The organism is Agathobaculum ammoniilyticum (assembly GCF_025567315.1).
Classification (GTDB): Bacteria; Bacillota; Clostridia; order Oscillospirales; family Butyricicoccaceae; genus Agathobaculum; species Agathobaculum ammoniilyticum.
The window spans coordinates 1-17,242 of record NZ_JAOQJE010000010.1 but is presented as its reverse complement, the minus strand read 5'-3'; the positions used below and the strand labels follow the sequence as shown (position 1 = coordinate 17,242).

At 59.4% G+C, this 17,242-nt stretch carries 18 protein-coding genes; 3 read left to right on the top strand and 15 right to left on the bottom strand.

Annotated features, from left to right (window positions below; all coding sequences use genetic code 11):
* The 11 genes from uvrC to OCV66_RS10925 form a co-directional block, all read right to left on the bottom strand.
* The gene (gene uvrC / locus OCV66_RS10975) at positions 1 to 1,824 is read right to left on the bottom strand and encodes an excinuclease ABC subunit UvrC (RefSeq protein WP_107632190.1); all 1,824 of its coding nucleotides are present in this window, start codon (positions 1,822 to 1,824) and stop codon (positions 1 to 3) included.
* A 133-nt stretch (positions 1,825 to 1,957) separates the two neighbouring features.
* Positions 1,958 to 2,221 (bottom strand): HPr family phosphocarrier protein, encoded by a 264-nt coding sequence (locus OCV66_RS10970; RefSeq protein ID WP_107632189.1) that lies wholly within the window; start codon positions 2,219 to 2,221, stop codon positions 1,958 to 1,960.
* 181 nt (positions 2,222 to 2,402) lie between these two features.
* Positions 2,403 to 4,793, bottom strand: a complete 2,391-nt coding sequence (locus OCV66_RS10965; RefSeq protein ID WP_147574287.1) for an endonuclease MutS2 — start codon at positions 4,791 to 4,793, stop codon at positions 2,403 to 2,405.
* Positions 4,794 to 4,812: 19 nt separating this feature from the next.
* Complete coding sequence (locus OCV66_RS10960; protein ID WP_107631907.1) at positions 4,813 to 5,226, bottom strand: hypothetical protein; 414 nt, start codon at positions 5,224 to 5,226, stop codon at positions 4,813 to 4,815.
* A gap of 36 nt (positions 5,227 to 5,262) precedes the next feature.
* On the bottom strand, positions 5,263 to 6,015 hold the full coding sequence (recO, locus tag OCV66_RS10955) for a DNA repair protein RecO (protein ID WP_147574286.1): 753 nt from the start codon (positions 6,013 to 6,015) through the stop codon (positions 5,263 to 5,265).
* A complete protein-coding gene (era, locus tag OCV66_RS10950) occupies positions 6,016 to 6,912 on the bottom strand; it encodes a GTPase Era (protein ID WP_147574285.1) in 897 nt (298 codons plus the stop codon).
* Positions 6,909 to 7,376: a diacylglycerol kinase gene (locus tag OCV66_RS10945; RefSeq protein ID WP_107631904.1), complete on the bottom strand. Its 468-nt coding sequence runs from the start codon at positions 7,374 to 7,376 to the stop codon at positions 6,909 to 6,911. The genes era and OCV66_RS10945 overlap by 4 nt, the downstream gene beginning before the upstream one ends.
* Positions 7,376 to 7,870, bottom strand: coding sequence for an rRNA maturation RNase YbeY (gene ybeY, locus OCV66_RS10940; RefSeq protein ID WP_054327150.1), 495 nt, complete (start codon positions 7,868 to 7,870; stop codon positions 7,376 to 7,378). The genes OCV66_RS10945 and ybeY overlap by 1 nt, the downstream gene beginning before the upstream one ends.
* Entirely contained in the window at positions 7,867 to 8,880 is a 1,014-nt protein-coding gene (locus OCV66_RS10935; protein WP_147574305.1) for a PhoH family protein, read from the bottom strand. The genes ybeY and OCV66_RS10935 overlap by 4 nt, the downstream gene beginning before the upstream one ends.
* A 26-nt stretch (positions 8,881 to 8,906) precedes the next feature.
* A complete protein-coding gene (locus OCV66_RS10930; RefSeq protein WP_147574284.1) occupies positions 8,907 to 10,151 on the bottom strand; it encodes a sporulation protein YqfD in 1,245 nt (414 codons plus the stop codon).
* 21 nt (positions 10,152 to 10,172) lie between these two features.
* Positions 10,173 to 10,433 carry a YabP/YqfC family sporulation protein gene (locus OCV66_RS10925; protein ID WP_054327147.1) on the bottom strand — a complete coding sequence of 87 codons (261 nt, stop codon included), beginning with the start codon at positions 10,431 to 10,433 and terminating at the stop codon, positions 10,173 to 10,175.
* 98 nt (positions 10,434 to 10,531) lie between these two features.
* On the opposite strand from OCV66_RS10925, the gene OCV66_RS10920 reads away from it, so the two are divergent.
* The 3 genes from OCV66_RS10920 to OCV66_RS10910 are packed head-to-tail and all read left to right on the top strand — an operon-like array spanning position 10,532 to position 13,289.
* The gene (locus OCV66_RS10920; protein ID WP_147574283.1) at positions 10,532 to 11,566 is read left to right on the top strand and encodes a nucleoside recognition domain-containing protein; all 1,035 of its coding nucleotides are present in this window, start codon (positions 10,532 to 10,534) and stop codon (positions 11,564 to 11,566) included.
* A gap of 36 nt (positions 11,567 to 11,602) precedes the next feature.
* Complete coding sequence (locus tag OCV66_RS10915) at positions 11,603 to 11,842, top strand: hypothetical protein (protein WP_054327144.1); 240 nt, start codon at positions 11,603 to 11,605, stop codon at positions 11,840 to 11,842.
* Positions 11,832 to 13,289 carry a D-alanyl-D-alanine carboxypeptidase family protein gene (locus tag OCV66_RS10910; RefSeq protein ID WP_107631901.1) on the top strand — a complete coding sequence of 486 codons (1,458 nt, stop codon included), beginning with the start codon at positions 11,832 to 11,834 and terminating at the stop codon, positions 13,287 to 13,289. The genes OCV66_RS10915 and OCV66_RS10910 overlap by 11 nt, the downstream gene beginning before the upstream one ends.
* A gap of 62 nt (positions 13,290 to 13,351) precedes the next feature.
* On the opposite strand, the gene OCV66_RS10905 is transcribed toward OCV66_RS10910, so the two are convergent.
* From OCV66_RS10905 to OCV66_RS15645, 4 genes are read right to left on the bottom strand one after another with little or no spacing between them, the layout of a single operon-like run.
* Entirely contained in the window at positions 13,352 to 14,395 is a 1,044-nt protein-coding gene (locus OCV66_RS10905; protein ID WP_147574282.1) for a transaldolase family protein, read from the bottom strand.
* A 3-nt stretch (positions 14,396 to 14,398) separates the two neighbouring features.
* Positions 14,399 to 15,370, bottom strand: coding sequence for a hydroxyacid dehydrogenase (locus OCV66_RS10900; protein ID WP_054327140.1), 972 nt, complete (start codon positions 15,368 to 15,370; stop codon positions 14,399 to 14,401).
* Between the two features lie 12 nt (positions 15,371 to 15,382).
* The gene (locus OCV66_RS10895) at positions 15,383 to 16,897 is read right to left on the bottom strand and encodes a tripartite tricarboxylate transporter permease (protein ID WP_054327139.1); all 1,515 of its coding nucleotides are present in this window, start codon (positions 16,895 to 16,897) and stop codon (positions 15,383 to 15,385) included.
* Positions 16,898 to 16,909: 12 nt separating this feature from the next.
* Positions 16,910 to 17,128, bottom strand: coding sequence for a tripartite tricarboxylate transporter TctB family protein (locus tag OCV66_RS15645; protein ID WP_407933175.1), 219 nt, complete (start codon positions 17,126 to 17,128; stop codon positions 16,910 to 16,912).
* Between the last annotated feature and the right edge of the window lie 114 nt (positions 17,129 to 17,242).

The window sequence follows — 17,242 nt, the reverse complement described above, 5'->3', positions numbered from 1 at the left end:
TCAGTCCTCCTTATGGAAAAAATCGTATACCGCCTGCGCCGCATTGCGCGGCAACACCCGCGTAAGCTCCTGCTCGCTCGCCTGCCGGATGTTCTCGATGCTGCCAAAGTGCCGGAGCAGCTCGGCGCGCCGCTTGTCCCCAATGCCCTCGATCTTGTCAAGCGTTGAACCGCGCACCTTTTTGCCGCCCAGCTTGCGGTTATACTCAATGGCAAACCGGTGTACCTCCTCCTGGATGCGGCCGATCAGCGCGAACAGCGCGGGCGTGGCCGAGATGCCGAACTCGCGCCCGTCCGGCGCAACGAGCGCGCGCGTGCGGTGATGATCGTCCTTGACCATGCCGAAGCAGGGCGTCGTCAGCCCGAACGAATCCAGCACCTCCTTGCAAACGCGAACATGCCCCAGGCCGCCGTCGATCAAAAAGGCCCCCGGCAGCGGCGTGAATTTCTCGTCCCCGTCCACATAGCGCTGTACGCGGCGGGTGAGCATTTCACGCATGGAGGCGTAGTCGTCCTGCCCGTTGGCCGCGCAGGCGATCCGGAATTTGCGGTAGTCGCTTTTTTTTGGCTGCCCTTCCGTGAACACAACCATCGAGCCGACCGTATCCTGCCCCGCGAAGTTGGAGATATCGTATGCCTCGAGCCTCAGCGGCAGCGCGGCCATGCCGGTGACGTTCTGTAAAAGCTCGAGCGATTTGTGCCGCCGCTCGGACTGCTTTTCCCTGCGCTCGATCTCCTCGCGCGCGTTTTTTTCCGCGAGCCTGGTGAGCACGCGGCGCTCGCCGCGCTGCGGGACCGCCAGTTCGACCCGTCGCTCCGCGATCGAAGACAGGTATTCCGCCACCGCCTCCTGCTCCTCAAGCTCGTGCGAAAGGAGTATGGTTTTCGGCACAGCGCCGCGCTGCGCATAATACTGCTTGATGAACGACGACAACACCTCGGCCGGATCGCTTTCGGTCAGATGGAACAGGGTGTACTCCTTGTCCTGCAGCGCGCCGCCGCCATAGTGCAGCACGCACACGCAGGCGCGCGTCTGCCCCTGCACAAACGCCGCGACATCCAGCTCCGCGAACGCGCCCGCGACCACATGCTGCCGCGTTCCCAGCCGCTGCACCGCGCGCAGGCGGTCGCGCAGCAGCGCCGCGCGTTCGAACTGCAGCTCCTCGGCCGCTTCATTCATTTTCTCCGTCAGTTCCTTTTCCAGCCGCTTTGCGTCGCCCTCAAACAAAGCGACCGCCTGGCCGATCAGCGCATGGTACTCCTCCGGACTGACCTTACCCGTGCAGGGCGCGCAGCAACGTCCCAAATGCTGGTTCAGGCACGGCCGGTCCTTGCCGATGTCGCGTGGGAACACGCGCGAGCAGGTTTTGAGATGCAGCGCCTCGCTGATCGTATCGATCGCGCGGCGCGCGGCCACGCGCCCCGGGTAGGGGCCGAAATACCGCGCCCCGTCATGCCCCGGCTTGGACACCACGGAAAACGCCGGATACGGCGCGTCCATATTCAGCCGGATATACGGATAGCCCTTGTCGTCCTTGAGAAGGATGTTGTACTTGGGCTTGTACTTTTTGATCATCGAATTTTCCAGCACCAGCGCCTCGAACTCGGTCTCGGTCACAATGATGTCGAAATCCGCGATATGGCTGACAAGCTGCCGCGTTTTCGGGTTCAGGCGCTCCGGCGCCTGGAAGTAGTTGGACACCCGATTTTTCAGCAGCTTCGCTTTTCCGACGTAGATTACCTTACCGGTCTTGTCCTTGTGCAGGTATACGCCTGGCTGCATGGGCAGCTTGCGCACACGCTCTTTTAATTGCTCCCTGTTTATGGCGGGCCGCCCCTTTCTTCCTTGTGGCGCGTTAAAGAAGCGCCAGCCTCCCGCTTTCCCCTTTGAAAAAAGCCGCAGGGTAAAACAAAAGCGCCGATGCGATATCGGCGCTTTTTTGCAGGATGCGATAAAATCAGTCGGTGAAATTGGACGTAATCAACTCAACCAATGCGGATACCGCCTCTTCCTCGTCCGGTCCGTCCGCAATCAGGTTGATGGTAGTACCCTTGGTAATGCCAAGGGAAAGGATACCGAGCAGGCTCTTCGCATTCACGCGGCGCTCTTCCTTCTCTACCAGAATCGTGCTCTTGAATTCATTGGCTTTCTGAATAAAAAAAGTTGCCGGTCGGGCATATAAACCTACCTGATTGGTAACCTGTACCTCTTTCGAATACATAATCTGCATCGCTCCTATTTCTTCAAATCCGATATATATAGCATAGCGCCTTTTGTCAGTTTCGTCAAGGATAAAATGCCCGCGCACCCTTTGTATTTTTAATGAAAATTTCCTGCATTCTTTCGGAATATATGGCATTTTGCCCTGCACATCGGTTTTCTATTCCCAAAACGATGCGTTTTTACCGCAATTCGACGATGGTCACGCCCTGCTCGCCCTCACCGTACACACCGCTGCGCACGCTCTTGACACGCTTGTTTGACCGCAGATGCTGCTGTACCGCGTTGCGCAGCACGCCCGTCCCCTTGCCGTGGATGACCGTGACCGAGGGCAGGCCGGCCATAAGCGCGCGGGAAAGGAAGTTATCCACCTCGAACAGCGCCTCCTGCGCGCTCATGCCGCGCACATCCACCTCGCTCTCCGCCGAGCGGATGTTCAGCTCGCGCTTCGGCGCGTCGCGGCGGGGCTGGACCGACTTTTTCACGGGCGCCTGCTCCTCCACGATGCGCAGCTCGTTCTCCTTGACCGTCATCTTCATCGGTCCGGCCTGCACCTGCACGTTGCCGCTTTTGTCCGCGGGCGCGAGCACGTCGGCCAGCACGCCGCCCACGTTGATCAGCCGCACGCGGTCGCCCTTTTTGACCGGCCGCTGCTCGTCTGCCTCGACCACGCGCTTCTGGATGCCGCGCCGCTGCTCGTTCTCGGTCTGCGTGATAACGCCGCGCAGCGCGGCCTTGGCCGCGGCCAAGTTCTGTCCGGCCGTATCCTTCTGCGCTTTCTTTTTCATGTCCTCCAGCTCGTCGAACACGGTCTCGGCAGTCATGCGCGCGTCTTTGAGGAGGCGGTCCGCCTGGCTGCGCGCGCCCTCGAGCAGCTTATCCGCGCGCGCCTCGGCCGCGTCGCGCTCGGCGCGCATCCTGTCCCGCTCGGACTGCGCGGCGGCGCGCATTTTCTGCGCCTCCTCCTTCATCTGTTCGATGCGGCGGCGCTCGCGCTCCAGCTCGGCCAGCACGTCCTCAAAGCGCGCGTCCTCGGTCGAGACCTGCTCCTTCGCCCGCTCGATGATGGTGGGCTGCAGCCCCAGCCGCGCCGCGATGGCGAACGCGTTGGACTTGCCGGGGATGCCGGTCAGCAGGCGGTAGGTCGGCTGCAGCGACTGCACATTGAACTCGCACGAGGCGTTCTCCACCCCATCGGTGGTGAGCGCGAAGGTTTTCAGCTCCGCGTAGTGCGTGGTCGCAGCCACACACGCGCCCATCTGGCGCGCATAGCCGATCACCGCGACCGCGAGCGCCGCACCCTCGACCGGATCGGTACCCGCGCCCAACTCATCAAACAGCACCAGGTCGCCCTGCCCGCAGCAGTCCATGATAGACACAATGGTCTTCATGTGCGCGGAGAAGGTCGAAAGCGACTGCTCGATGCTCTGCTCGTCGCCGATATCCGCGTAGACATGCTCGAACAGGCCGATCTCGGACTGCTCGTTTGCCGGAATGTGCAGGCCGCTCGCCGCCATCAGCGACAGCAGGCCGAGCGTTTTGAGCGACACGGTCTTGCCGCCCGTGTTCGGGCCGGTGATAACCAGCGTATCGTATTCCCCGCCGATCGCGATATCGATGGGGACGGCCTTGTCCTTATCAAGCAGCGGGTGCCGCGCCCGCAGCAGGCGGCAGCGGCTCGCGCCGGCGGCCAACACGGGCGGCGCGGCATTCATTTCAAACGACAGCTTTGCGCGCGCGAAAATAAAGTCAAGCGTTGTCAGCGCATCATAATCCTGCTCGATCGCACTCCTGTGCATGGAAACCTCGGCTGACAGCTCGGCCAGGATGCGCTCGATCTCAGCCTCCTCACGGCCCTCGAGTACCTTGATCTGATTGTTGATCTCAACCACCTGCCGCGGCTCGACGAACACGGTCGCGCCCGTGGACGAGGTATCATGCACCAAGCCCGGGATGTCGCCGCGGTGCTCGGCCTTAACCGGCACGACGAAGCGCCCGTTGCGCTGGGTGACGATGGTTTCCTGCAAGTATTTGGAGCGCTCGCCCGAGATCAGGCGGTTGAGCGTCTCGCGCACCTTGCCCGAGATGCGGCGCAGCTCGCGGCGGATGGAGAGCAGTTCTGAGGATGCCCCGTCCGCAATCTCCTCTTCGGAGACAATCGCGGTTGTGATGGCCTCCTCCAGCGCACGGTTACCGGTCAGCAGGCCGAAGATCGGCGTAAGCGTGGTCTTTTCCTCGTGTTCCGCGTCGTAGACCAGCGCGCGGCGCGCGGTCTGCAGCAGGCTCGCCACGTCAAGCAGCTCGCGCGGGTTCAGCGTGCCGCCACGGTCCGCACGCAGCAAAATCGCACCCACCTCGCGGATGCCGCCGAACCCTGGGCTGCCCTGCCGGATCATCCGGTTTTTCGCATCGGTCGTCTGATCCAGCCAGACCTGCGCCTGCTCATGGTCATCCAGCGGCCGGAGCGCGCGGCACTTCTCCTTTGCCGCCTCGGACGCGGCCTGTGACGCGAGCCGGTCGAGGATCTCGTAATATTCCAGTGTTTTTAAGGATTTTTCGCCTAATCTGTTCATGGTTTACTCCTGAAGCGTATTATAAAACAATTGTCAGCAGATATGACGCCAGATAGATGGCCAGCATCGACCCCGCGCACACACCGATCACACCCAGCCACAGGCGCAGGACTGCGCGGCCGTTTTCGCCGGCCATACCTTTCATCTGTTTGTATTGCAGCATCGTCCACAGCCAGCGGTTCCCATAAGGGAAATAGCGTGCGGCAAGCCGCTGGTATTCCTCATTCGGCAGCATGCGCTTGAGCGTGCCAAGCAGGCTGCGCCCGCACGCAAACACATTACCGAGCGAGACCAGAAGCAGCGCAGCCACCCACGGGAACAGCACCACGCCCCTGTGCCAGCTCAACGCGAACACCAGCAACGCCGCCGCATCCACAGCGAGCTGCACATACCAGTTGTACCGCAGCGCGGTCTGTTTGCGTGTGAGTTTCATGTCTTACCTGCCTCCCCCTCTTGCAGCATAAAACAGCTATTCCAGCGGCGCGACCGACCGGTAAAATGCCAGGCTGTCGAACCCGCGACCGAGGTGGTACAACACATACGCCTCGCCCATGCGGCAGAACTGCGCGCGCGCCGGTCCGGTCAGAGAAAACGCATACACCCTGCGGGTGTCGCACGTCAATACATGCGTCAGCGCGCGCAGTGCGGAATCCGCAAGGCGCTCATAGCCCCCCACCCGCTCCGCGCACACGCCGTCCGCCGCAGTACCCGCGCGGACGGAAAAATACACGGGCGGCCGTTCGATCCCCCTGCCGCACACGCCGCAGCCCGAAAGGTCAGGCGCATAGCCGCTTTCGGCCATCACGCGCCACTCGAACGCAGCCTTGACAAGCGTCGGCTCGCGCCCGCCGCTTTCCAGCGCGCGCAACGCGTGCAGCAGCAGGACGCACAGTGCCGGACTGTCCTCGTCCGGCGTGGCCAGCGCGCTTGCCAGTTCCGCCAGATAGCAGGCAAGCGCGTACCGCTCGATATCCTGTGTCAGCGGAAAAAACGAGTGGACAAGCCCCGCCTCGCGCAGCGTATATTTCCCGCCCCGTTCATACAGGATGAATTCGGAGTAGCAAAACTGCCGCGCGGCGGGATTCTGCTTTTTTCCCCGCCGCGCGTTTTTGCACAAAATCTCTATCCTGCGGCCATCCGCGGTCAGCGCTGTCAGATAACGGTCGTAGTCGCCGAAATCCACCTCGCGCAGGCCGAGCGCACGCAGCTTGACCTCGGCCATTTACAGCTCCTCGTAACCGAAATTGCGCATCTGGTACTGGTTGTTGCGCCAGCCCTCCTTGACCTTGACCCAAAGCTCAAGAAACACTTTGGCATCCAGCATGCGTTCAATGTCCACGCGGGCCTGCCGGCCGATCTCCTTCAGCATCGCACCCTGCTTGCCGATGATGATGCCCTTGTGGCTCGCCTTTTCACAATAAATGACCGCGTTGATTTCGATCAGGCCGTCCTCCCGCTCGTTCCATCGCTCGACGCCGACCGCCACGCCATGCGGAACCTCGCGGTCGAGCAGACGCAACATTTTTTCGCGCACGATTTCGGCCGCAAGCTGGCGCTCCGGCTGGTCGGACACCATATCCTCCGGAAACAGCTGCGGCCCCTCGATCGCGTATCTGCCGATCTCGGTCAGCAGCTCGTCCAGCCCCTCCCCCGTGCGCGCAGAGATCGGGACGACCGCCTCAAAGTCATGCGCCTGCGCGTAAACGGCGATTACCGCGAGAAGCTCTTCCTTTTTCAGCGTATCGATCTTGTTAATCGCCAGAATAGCCGGCATACGGTGCTGCTTGAGCTGTGCGATCAGGCTCTCCTCGGCCGGACCAATGTTGGCGATCGGCTCGACCACCAGCACCGCCGCGTCCACCTCGGATACGGTGTCGGTCACAACCTTACACATGTAGTCGCCCAAACGGCTGCGCGGCCTGTGCAGGCCGGGCGTGTCCAGAAAAACATACTGCGTGCCGTCTCGGTTGAGTATGCCGGTGATGCGGGTGCGCGTGGTCTGCGGCTTGCTGGACACAATGGCCACTTTCTGCCCCACCAACTTATTGGTCAGGGTGGATTTCCCTACATTCGGGCGGCCGACCACGGAAACGACCGCCGTTTTGGTAATCTGATTCATTGCATTCTCCCATACTGAAAAATAAACCACAGCGCAGCGGGCGCGGACGCGAGCAACGCCATAGCGACCCATAAGTGCGCGAAAATGTACTGCAGGGCAGCGGCCAGCACGCCCTCCCCGATAAAAATGCATACGCCGACCGCCACACACGCCGCCGCGCAGACGAACACGCCCGCCGCTGCGATATCCTTGGCATCGCGCACAAACCCGTCGTACCCGCTGGCCTGCCGGTCGCACAGTCGCTCAATCGCCGTATTCATCAGCTCGGCACCCATGGTCAGCCCAAAGCAGACGCACAAAATAGACGCTTCTGCCGCCGTCGCTTCGCCCAGCAGCGCGAATATGGTCACATAAAACGCGGTCACCATATGCACGCGGAAGTTGCGTTCCCCATGGATGCACAGCCCCAGTCCACGAAACGCATTGAGAAAACTTTCATGCAGTTTTCGGATGTTTTTTTTCATTACGCCTCTCTCGTCAGGCCCAGAAAGGCCAGATTTTCTTCTTCCTTGCCGCGCATCAGGCGTGCGTCCCCGTCACCCCGCTCATGGTCGTAGCCCAAAAGGTGCAGCACGGAATGCGTCGTCAGGTAACCGCACTCCCGCGCGGGCGAATGGCCGAACGCCGCCGCCTGCTCGCAGGCGCGCGTATAGCACAGCACCATATCGCCCAGCATGACGCGGCCGGAATCCGGCTCGCGCTCCAGCCGCTCCTGCGGCGCGCCGTTTACAAATTCGTACATCGGGAAAGAAAGCACGTCGGTCACCGCGTCCTTATCCCGATACGCGGCGTTCATCTCACGGACCGTATCCGCGTTCACCACGGTCACGTCGATCTCCGCGCAAAACGGCACGCCCTCGCTCTCGAGTACGCGCAGCGCGCAGGTGCGGATGAGCGCGGCGACCTCGGCTTCGTCCTCCACCGCGGTTTCAAAGCCGATGTTGATCTGATGGTTCATCGCTTGTCCCCTTTGCGCCGGAGAGCGGGATGACGGCTTTCCGCCGGCTTCCCCCTGCCCTTTTTGTTTTCGTAGTCCGCATAAGCCTTGACGATGCGCTGCACCAGCTCATGCCGCACCACGTCTTTTTCGGTCAGGTAGCACTGGGCGATGCCCTCCACCCCGTCCAGCACGCGCAGGGCCTCTTTCAGCCCCGAGGCCTTGCCGTCCGGCAGATCGATCTGGGTGATATCGCCCGTGATGACCGCCTGCGAGCCGAATCCCAGACGGGTCAGGAACATTTTCATCTGCTCGGGCGTGGTGTTCTGCGCTTCGTCCAGGATGATGAAGCTGTCGTCCAGCGTGCGACCGCGCATATAGGCCAGGGGCGCTACCTCGATCGAGCTGCGCTCCTGGTATTTGGCAAAATTCTCCGCGCCGAGCATGTCGAACAGCCCGTCGTACAGCGGGCGCAGATAGGGGTCTACCTTGCTCTGCAGATCGCCGGGCAGAAAGCCCAGCTTTTCCCCCGCCTCGACCGCCGGGCGCGTCAGGATGATGCGGGACACCCGCTTGTCGCGGAACGCCGCGACCGCTGCGGCCACGGCAAGGTAGGTCTTGCCCGTGCCGGCCGGACCGACACCCATGACGATCGTGTTTTTCTGGATGGCCTCCATATACCGCTTCTGGCCGAGCGTTTTAGCCTTGACCGGCTTGCCCTTTGCCGTGATGCACAGAACATCGCGGCCCATGGTATGCACCTCGGCCTCACGCCCGTCGCGCGCCAGACCGATCACATACTGCACAGTCTGCGTGCCGACCGCCTCGCCGCGCGCCGCCATTCCGGCCAGCGCGCCGATCGTACGCGCAGCGATTTCCACCTCCGCTTCGCCGCCGGATATCTTCAGCTCGGTCCCGCGACTGACGACCGAAACCCCCAGTTCGCGCTCCAGCAGCTTGATATTTTCATCGAACGCCCCGAATACCGCGATCAGGAGCTCGATCCGCTCTATCTGGATTGTCTTTTCTATGGTCTGCACCTTACTTTCCTGGTGTTTTATCCCTGCGCGGGATGCTGCTGCGCCCCGGCATCCTCCTCCGACTCCTTTTCCGGAATCGTGCTGTCATCGACCGCCTCCACGCCGATCTGCTCGACCGCGTCCGCCGACAGCCGCAAAACCGCCGCCCCCGCCTGCTCGGCCATCGTTTCCTCATGGCCGGTGATCATGCCGTCCATGCCCGCGACGATATCCCCGAGCGCGCGGGAGATCATATCCACGCGCACCTCGTCCGCGGTTTGGGTCACCGTCTCGGTTTCATAAAACACATAGGTCTGTTTGACCAGCGAGACTGGGAACACCACGCTGTCGGACAGCCACAGCGTTTTGGTTTCTATTATTTTATCACAGGTGCTGCTGGAAATTCCACTCCCAAAATATAAATTTAACCGTTTATTTCCTAAAACAAGCGCGTACTGGTGCTTCACCTTTCCCGTATAAGCCTTTTTCTCCGTTGTCAGCGCGCGGACGCGCGCGGTATGATAGGCCGTATACGCCTCCACCTCGCCGCGGCCGTGCGTCAGGTGGTAGTTCCCTTCCTCCCGTGTAGGTGGAACCAGCCCGCTGATCAACGTATCTCCGGCCGAGACCGCGTCGCCCGCCTTTACCACCGGCTGCCCTTCCTGCGCCAAAATGCGGCGCACAACCCCGTCGCGCGCTGCAACGACCTTGGTGACCGCGCTCTGGTCCAACAGTTCAGAAGGCGGGGATTCGCCATATGCCTCCACCGTCAGGCGGTTCCCCTGTATATTTAGCGAAAAAAACGTCATATCCGGCTGCAGCTGCAGCATCTTCCACCGGATCCTTCCAGTATCGATCGCGCTCCGCCGCGCGCCGATATGTACGCCCAGCGCATCAAGCTGCCGCATGATTTCCCCTTCCGGCAGCGCGGCGGAAATATTCGTTTCGATCGACCAGATATGGGCGTGCAAAATCCAGCATAGCAGCACAAGCGCAAAAAAGCCGCCCCACAGCGCGTACCGCGGCCGCAGCCGTGCGGCAAAAAAGGGCGCGCCCCGCCGCCGCACGATATGCACCCGACAGCCCGTGCGCCCCATATACCGCCGCAGCGCGCGGAAATCCGCGACCGACAGCGTCGCGTACATCTCGTTCCATGCGGTGCGTTTCATGCGGCGCAGCGTAATACCGTGCCGCGCACAGGCATTGAGAAAGCGCGGCAGGCTCGCGCCCGTCACACGGACGCGCACCTGTCCGCGCGCCAGCAGCAAAAGCCGCCCAACCATCCGTTTCCCTCCCTTTCGGCATCAGCCCGCCGTGGTGTATTCCACCGAAACGATCGTTCCGGTCACCGCCAGCTCATCCAGCGAAAGCGCCGCGAGCGTCAGGCCCGCGCCCGTGATGCGCACCTCGCAGCCGCAACATTTGATGCGGAGCAGCCCGTCGTCATACTCCTGTATCCCGCGGTGGTTCTCCACCACGACGCGGCTGTTGCCGATGATCTCTACGCGCGGGCGGCTTCCGTGCAGATCCTCCAGAATCGCCGCCCCAAACCCATCGTGCGCCATGCGTCCCCTCCTCCGTTCGGGCTATTGTATGCGGCGCCGGCATGAAACTTGCCTGCCGGACATAGAATAGGGAATCTCTGTCAACCGGGGTGAGGTCAATGAAGCTGTTTTTCTCCCTTGCGCTGTTCGCGGCGTTCCTGCTCTGCCCGGCCGCCTGCGCGGACGGGGTGCGTGAAGGTCTAGCGCTTGCCGGCCGCGAGGCGCTGCCTGCGCTGTTCCCATTTTTCGTGGCCAGCGGCCTGCTTGTCCGTTCCGGACTGGCGGAGCGGCTCGGCCGGGCTGCCGCCCGGCCGCTCGCACGGCTGTACGGTCTGCCGCCCGAGGCCGCGCCCGCGGTCATACTGGGGCTGACCGGCGGTTATCCGGTCGGCGCGGCCACCGTGGCCGAGCTGCTCCAGCAGGGCGCGCTGTCGCGCGAAGCCGCCGCGCGGGTCAACGCGTTCTGCAACTGCGCCAGCCCGGGCTTCTGTATTGGGTTGGTCGGGCTGGGCGTGTTCGGCAGCGCGCGGACCGGCGCGGTCCTCTACGGCATACACGCGCTGTCCGCGCTGCTGACCGGTCTGGTCGTGGCGCGCGGCCCCATGGCGCAGTCAGCGGGCGGGCGAGCGGCCGCTGCGCCCAGGGAAGGCTTTGCCTTCGCTTTCTGCGGTGCCACGCAGCAGGCCGCGCGCACCGCGCTGACCGTCACCGCCTTCCTGACGGTTTTTTCCGTCCTGCTGCGGCTGCTCCGTCCCGCCCTGCGCGCTCTGCCGTACGGCGATATGCTGGCCGGCCTGATCGAGCTGACCAACGGTCTTGACGAGCTGACGCTGCTTCCCCTGACCATCTGCGCCCAGCTCACGCTGGCGTCCTTCCTGCTCGGCTTCGGCGGGCTGGCCGTACAGTTCCAGGCGCGCGCGCTGACCGCTCCGTTCGCGCTCCCATCCGGCGCTTTCACGCTCGGCAAGCTGCTCCACGGCACGATTGCCGCCGTGTGTACCGCTTTGCTGTTCCAGCTTTCCCCCAGGGCGCTGGCCGTGTTCGCAGGCGCCGCCGCGCCCCCCCGTGCCTTTAACCTGACCGGCGCCGTCCTGCTCGGCGTTTTGGTATTGTTATTAATTTGGGGTGGAAAAAGCACGAAAAATAAGATATAATGGGTCACAGTACATAAGAATGGAGTGACTATCCGCATGAAGCTGAAAAAGCTGCTGCGAAAGGATATCGAGCCACGCTGCATTTATTGCGCGCACGGCTCCCCCTTGGCGGACGGGCAGCGCATCGCCTGCCGCCGCCGCGGCGTTGTCGACGGCACCGACCACTGCCGTGCGTTCCGGTACGACCCGCTGCGCCGCATCCCGCCCAAGCCCGCGGCCATACGCGGCCATTTCACCGACGCAGACTTTTCTCTGGGGGATCCGCATGAAAAGTAATGTTTTTTTCCGCCGCCTGACCGCGCTTGCGCTTTGTTTCCTGTTTTTATTTTCCGCCGCGCCGCTCCCGCGGGCCTCTGCGACCGTAGGAGAGGACGACACGCTCTCCTCCCAGAACGACACCGACGCCGCGGAGGGCGGAGACGCAAAAATTGAAAGCGGCACCACAGCCGGCGGCCTGGCCGATCCCTTGATCGACGCCACCGCCGCGCTGCTGGTCAACGCCGATACCGGCATGGTGCTGTATGAAAAAAACGCGGACGAGCGGCGTTACCCCGCCTCAACCACCAAGGTCATGACCGCGCTGCTCACGCTCGAGCATGTCGAGGATCTGGAGGAGATCGTCACCGCACAGGAGTCGGACTTTGAAAACGTCACGGCCGACAGTTCAAACGCCGATATCAAGGTCGGCGAGCAGGTGCGTGTCATCGACCTGCTGTACGCGCTCATGCTTCCCTCGGCAAACGAGGCGGCCTATATGCTGGCGCGGCATGTCGGTGGATCGTACGAGGAATTTGTCAACATGATGAACGCGCGCGCGCAGGAGCTTGGCTGCACCGGCACGCATTTCTCCAACCCCTGCGGCCTGCATGCGGACGACCATTATTCCACCGCGCGCGACCTGCTGCTGATTTCGCAGGCTGCCATGCAGGATGAGACGTTCGTTACGATCGCCGAAACCGCACAGTATCGGATGCCTGCGACCAACATGCACGATTCGCGCATCATTTTCACCACCAACCAGCTCATTTTCCGCCGCACCGATCCCTGGTCGAACGTCTACGCCAAAGGGATTAAAACCGGTCACACCTCGCAGGCTGGTAACTGCCTGGTTTCCTATGCGGAAAAGGGCGGGGCCAAGCTGTATTCGGTCCTGCTCGGCTGCGCGGACGCGCCGGACAGTTCGACTGTCGCCAAGAGCTTTACCGAAACCAACCGTCTGTTCGACTGGGGCTTTGAGAACTTTGTCTCCAAAACGCTGGCCAAGCAGGGGCAGGAGATCACGCACGTCAACGTCCGCCTGTCCACAGACGCGGACGAGGTCGTGCTGACCGCCAAAAACGACCTTGTCGCCACACTCCCCAAAAACTTGGAGGTCGACCAACTGGAGCAGTTCCCCACCATACCGGACAGCAAGGACGCCCCTATCAAGGCGGGGGATGTCATCGGCAGCATCACCTACTCCTACGGCGGCGTCGAATACGGCACGGTCGAGCTGGTTTCGCTCAACGACGTGGAACGCAGCAACGTCCTGTATTATGCGGACAAGCTCGAAAACTTCTTCAAAAGCACTGCGTTCAAGGTGATCTTGGTCGTGCTGGCAATCTTTGTCGTACTCTACATTCTGTTCAACCTGACGTTCGGCGGCATGCGCCGGCGGAAGCAGCGCAAAAACATGCGTGCCCGTTACGAAAATTCCAATTACCAGCGTAGGCGGCGCCGTTGATACAGAGCAGAAATCTCAATAGACACAAAAAACACCGTGCTTACGCGCGGTGTTTTTTGTGTCTATCCCCTACGTCGCTCAGCTATAAATTCCAGCGCGTTTTTCCAGGCCGTTTCAAACCCCGACCGGAACAATACGACCGGCCCAAAATCCTCATATTCGGACGGCTCCAGAGCATCCACATCGTATCCCTTGCGAAAATCGGGCAGCTTGGCCCGCAACTCCTCAATGACGGATGCGGGGGTAGGCATGAAGAACCGCTGTACGACAGGCATATCCTGTTCAATTAAGCGATCCGCTGTTCCCTTCCAGTTAATTGTTATACAGGCATCCGCGCCCACCATTTCGGTAAAATGCTGAAGCCCACGGGCGCCGCCGCCGATAAATCCCATCTTAGGGCATACCTCCCTCGTCATCCAATAGGTTTTTTTCGCCGCCGCTATACCTGCCTGCCACAATGCGTCCGGACAGACTTCAATTTCCTCACGCGCAACTTGTTCAGACAGATATTGGTCAAAAATACCTGTAATGTGGGAGAAATAAATATGTGGTTTTTTGGCCACCCCTTCTGTAATACGGTTATAGACCCGGCAGACATCCAGCGCCTGACGTACGCTTAGTACTTCGGTAGCGTTAACTGATATTCCTTCCTGCAGCACCACCTCGATCGCTTTCAGCCCCTCCTCTGTCACAGGTATCTTCGCAATAATATTGGGGGAGGCAGAGCAGTTATAGCGTGCGTAGCGCACAATCGTATCACAATCCTCATGGAAAGGATCGCCCTGTATGCTGACCAATCCTAAATCGCCGCCACTTTTTTCATATAATGGCATGAACTGTCGAGCCACACGTTCTACCAACGCACGCTGGAGCTGAACCAATGCCTGCGTATCATCTGCCTCCTGCTGTAAAATGGGATCCAGCAAAGAACAAACGTATTCCCTTTCCTCCGGAGCATCCATCATCTTCCATGTATATGCAGGGTTCTGAGTACAGCCGACCGCCCCTGCTTCGATTGCCAGACGCGCCTGCTCTCTCGTAACGTTATTAATCCAGAACCGGGTTGGTGTCTGTGCCTGTACACGTTGGAAATAATTCGCCTTCATTTGTCATACCTCTCTTTTGGTTTTTCCACAGTGCCATACCTCGGCGTTCACCATATATGCGGGACGCCGATCCTCCAAACAGTCCAAAATCCCCTGTGCACTGTCCATCCCCATTGCTCGCATCGCTGCATCGCTCAGCGCCGCGTTATGCGGAGACACAATGAGATTGTCTAACCCCCAAAGCGGGCAGTTCTCCGCCGGTGGCTCTTCTTCAAATACATCAAGCGCAGCGCCGGCAATCCGACGCGCCTGTAGCGCTTCCACCAACGCCTGTTCATCTACAACCGCCCCACGGGCGGCATTAATCAGAAACGCGCTTCTTTTCATCCTTTCCAGCGCATTCCGATCTATCAAATGGTGTGTTTCCGGTGTCAACGGTGTATGCAGGCTAATTACATCAGCCTGTTCCAAAAGTTTTTCCATATCTACCGGTGTCACACCAAACGCTTCTGCCTGTTCTGGTTCCATAAAAGGATCGGCAGCAAGAAAGGAAGCCTCAAAGCCGGACAGCTTTTGCCGTACCAAACGGGCGATTCGACCAAAGCCAATAAACCCGACCTTCTTCCCCCGCAATTCAGTCACAATATGCTGATTTCGTTTTTCAAAACCACCGTTGCGGGTCATTGCATCCAGAAAGACCAAATTTTTCAGCAGCGCCATTATAAGCGTCGCTGTATGCTCTGCAACGGCATGTATATTTGCTGTCGGCGCATTGACCACCAGTATGCCACGCGCTGTAGCTGCCTGTACATCAATATTATCCACGCCTATGCCGTGCTTTGCAATCACGCGCAGTCCGGGTAGAGCATCCATTATTTCCTCTGTTATTCTGGCGACGCGGACCAGTATCGCTTCGCAACCGTATGCGCGTCCGGCAATATCCGCAGCGCCGCCACCCTGCACAACCTCAAATGATCGCTCCAGCAGGCGAATCGCATCTTCATGGATCGGTTCACTGATATATACTTTTCTCATGCGGCACTCCTTTTACGATTTCCCTTCTTTTTCCACCCGATTGCTACGCCGCGCTCTTAATTCTTTACGAACTGCAAGGACAATAACAATCATCGTAATAATCAGAAATGCCAAGCTGATCGGATGAGTGAAAAACGGAGCGATGCTTCCCTCTGACTGCATCAGCCCGCGGCGGAGATTGGTTTCTATCGTTGGACCCAGTATGAATCCGAGAATGATGGGCGGCAGCGGGAAGCCCCCTTTTTCCAGCAAATACGCAACAATACCAAAGAACAGGACTGCCCAAACATCAAACAGGCGGTTATTCACACCAAACGCACCGACAACGCATAGAACCATAATAATCGGCAGAAGTATGTGCTTTGGCACGGTCAATACGCGTGCGAATACCTTAATGCCTAAGTACTCCATCAACAGCATAAACACATTTGCAATCAGACAGGCCGCAAAAATACCATATACCAGCGGGCCGTTATTCTGAAACAGAAGCGGTCCTGGGTTCAGGCCATGAATCATCAGGCCACCCAAAAGCATAGCGGTCACAGTGTCCCCAGGTATGCCCAGTGTCATCAATGGCACCAGTGCACCTCCGATTGAAGCGTTATTGGCAGTTTCGGAGGCAACAATGCCATCAATAATGCCTGTACCAAATTTTTCAGGTGTTTTGGATTGATTCTTTGCCGCTGTATAGGCCAGAATATTGGATGTTCCTCCTCCGATGCCCGGTAAAATGCCAATACCTATTCCGATTGCCGCAGAACGGAACAGGTTCACGATCTGGCTCTTAAATTCCGCAAAGGAGAAGCCGAAGCCCTTAATTTTGAAGTCCTGCAATACCTTTCCCTGCGGCTTACCCTTTTCCTTTGCAGCCTTGATAATCTCAGAAATTGCAAACAAACCAATCAGGACGGGTAGAATATCAAACCCGGCATCCAGCGCATGAAAACCAAACGTCAAACGCGGGATGCCATCAATCGGTGCCGCGCCAACCATGGCAAACGCCAAGCCAATTGCACCACTGACCAGTCCCTTGACAACCGACCCGCTGATCAGGCTGGCCATCATGGAAATAGAAAAAACACCTACAGCAAAATATTCATAATAGCTGAACTTCAACGCAACGCTTGCCAGCGATGGTGCAATAAACATCAACACAGCCAAGCCAAGCAACGTACCAATGAAAGAGAAAAAGATACCCACTCCCAGCGCCTTACCGGCCTGCCCTTTCGCGGCCAGCGGGTAACCGTCAAAGCAGGTTGCCACCGAAGCCGGTGTACCGGGGATACGCAGCAATATTGCCGCGACCAGGCCGCCCGAAATACCGCCGATATACAGGCCGAGTAGCAATGCCATGCCTGCGATAGGCTCCAAACCATAGGTCATTGGCAGGCAGAGCGCCACCGCCATGGTTGCCGAAAGCCCTGGGATCGATCCAAAAATAATACCAAGCAGGACACCGCCTGCAATCAAAGCAATGCACAGCGGGTTACAGACCTCTGCAAACCCTGTAGCGATCAAAGATAACATGCGACGCCTCCTTTAACCCAACAATCCGCTTGGCAGCATCAGGTAAAATACACGTGTGAACAGAAGGTAAATACCTGCTGATACAACAAGCGACAATATCACGAACAGCAGAATATCTTTCTTTTTCCGGTGTGACTCATCCGCTAACACCAGCATCTGTATGACCAGGTAAACAAAGGTCGATAGCAGGAATCCGATCGGCTCCAGGCAGAAAATATATACTGCAATCAACGCCAGCGTTGAGGCTGTTTCAAATTATGTGTAAACCTCCTGAGTGGTGTAGAATAGAAGCATCACACAGGAGGTTATACATATGGCCAGAAAGAATCGCACGCCGGAAGAAAA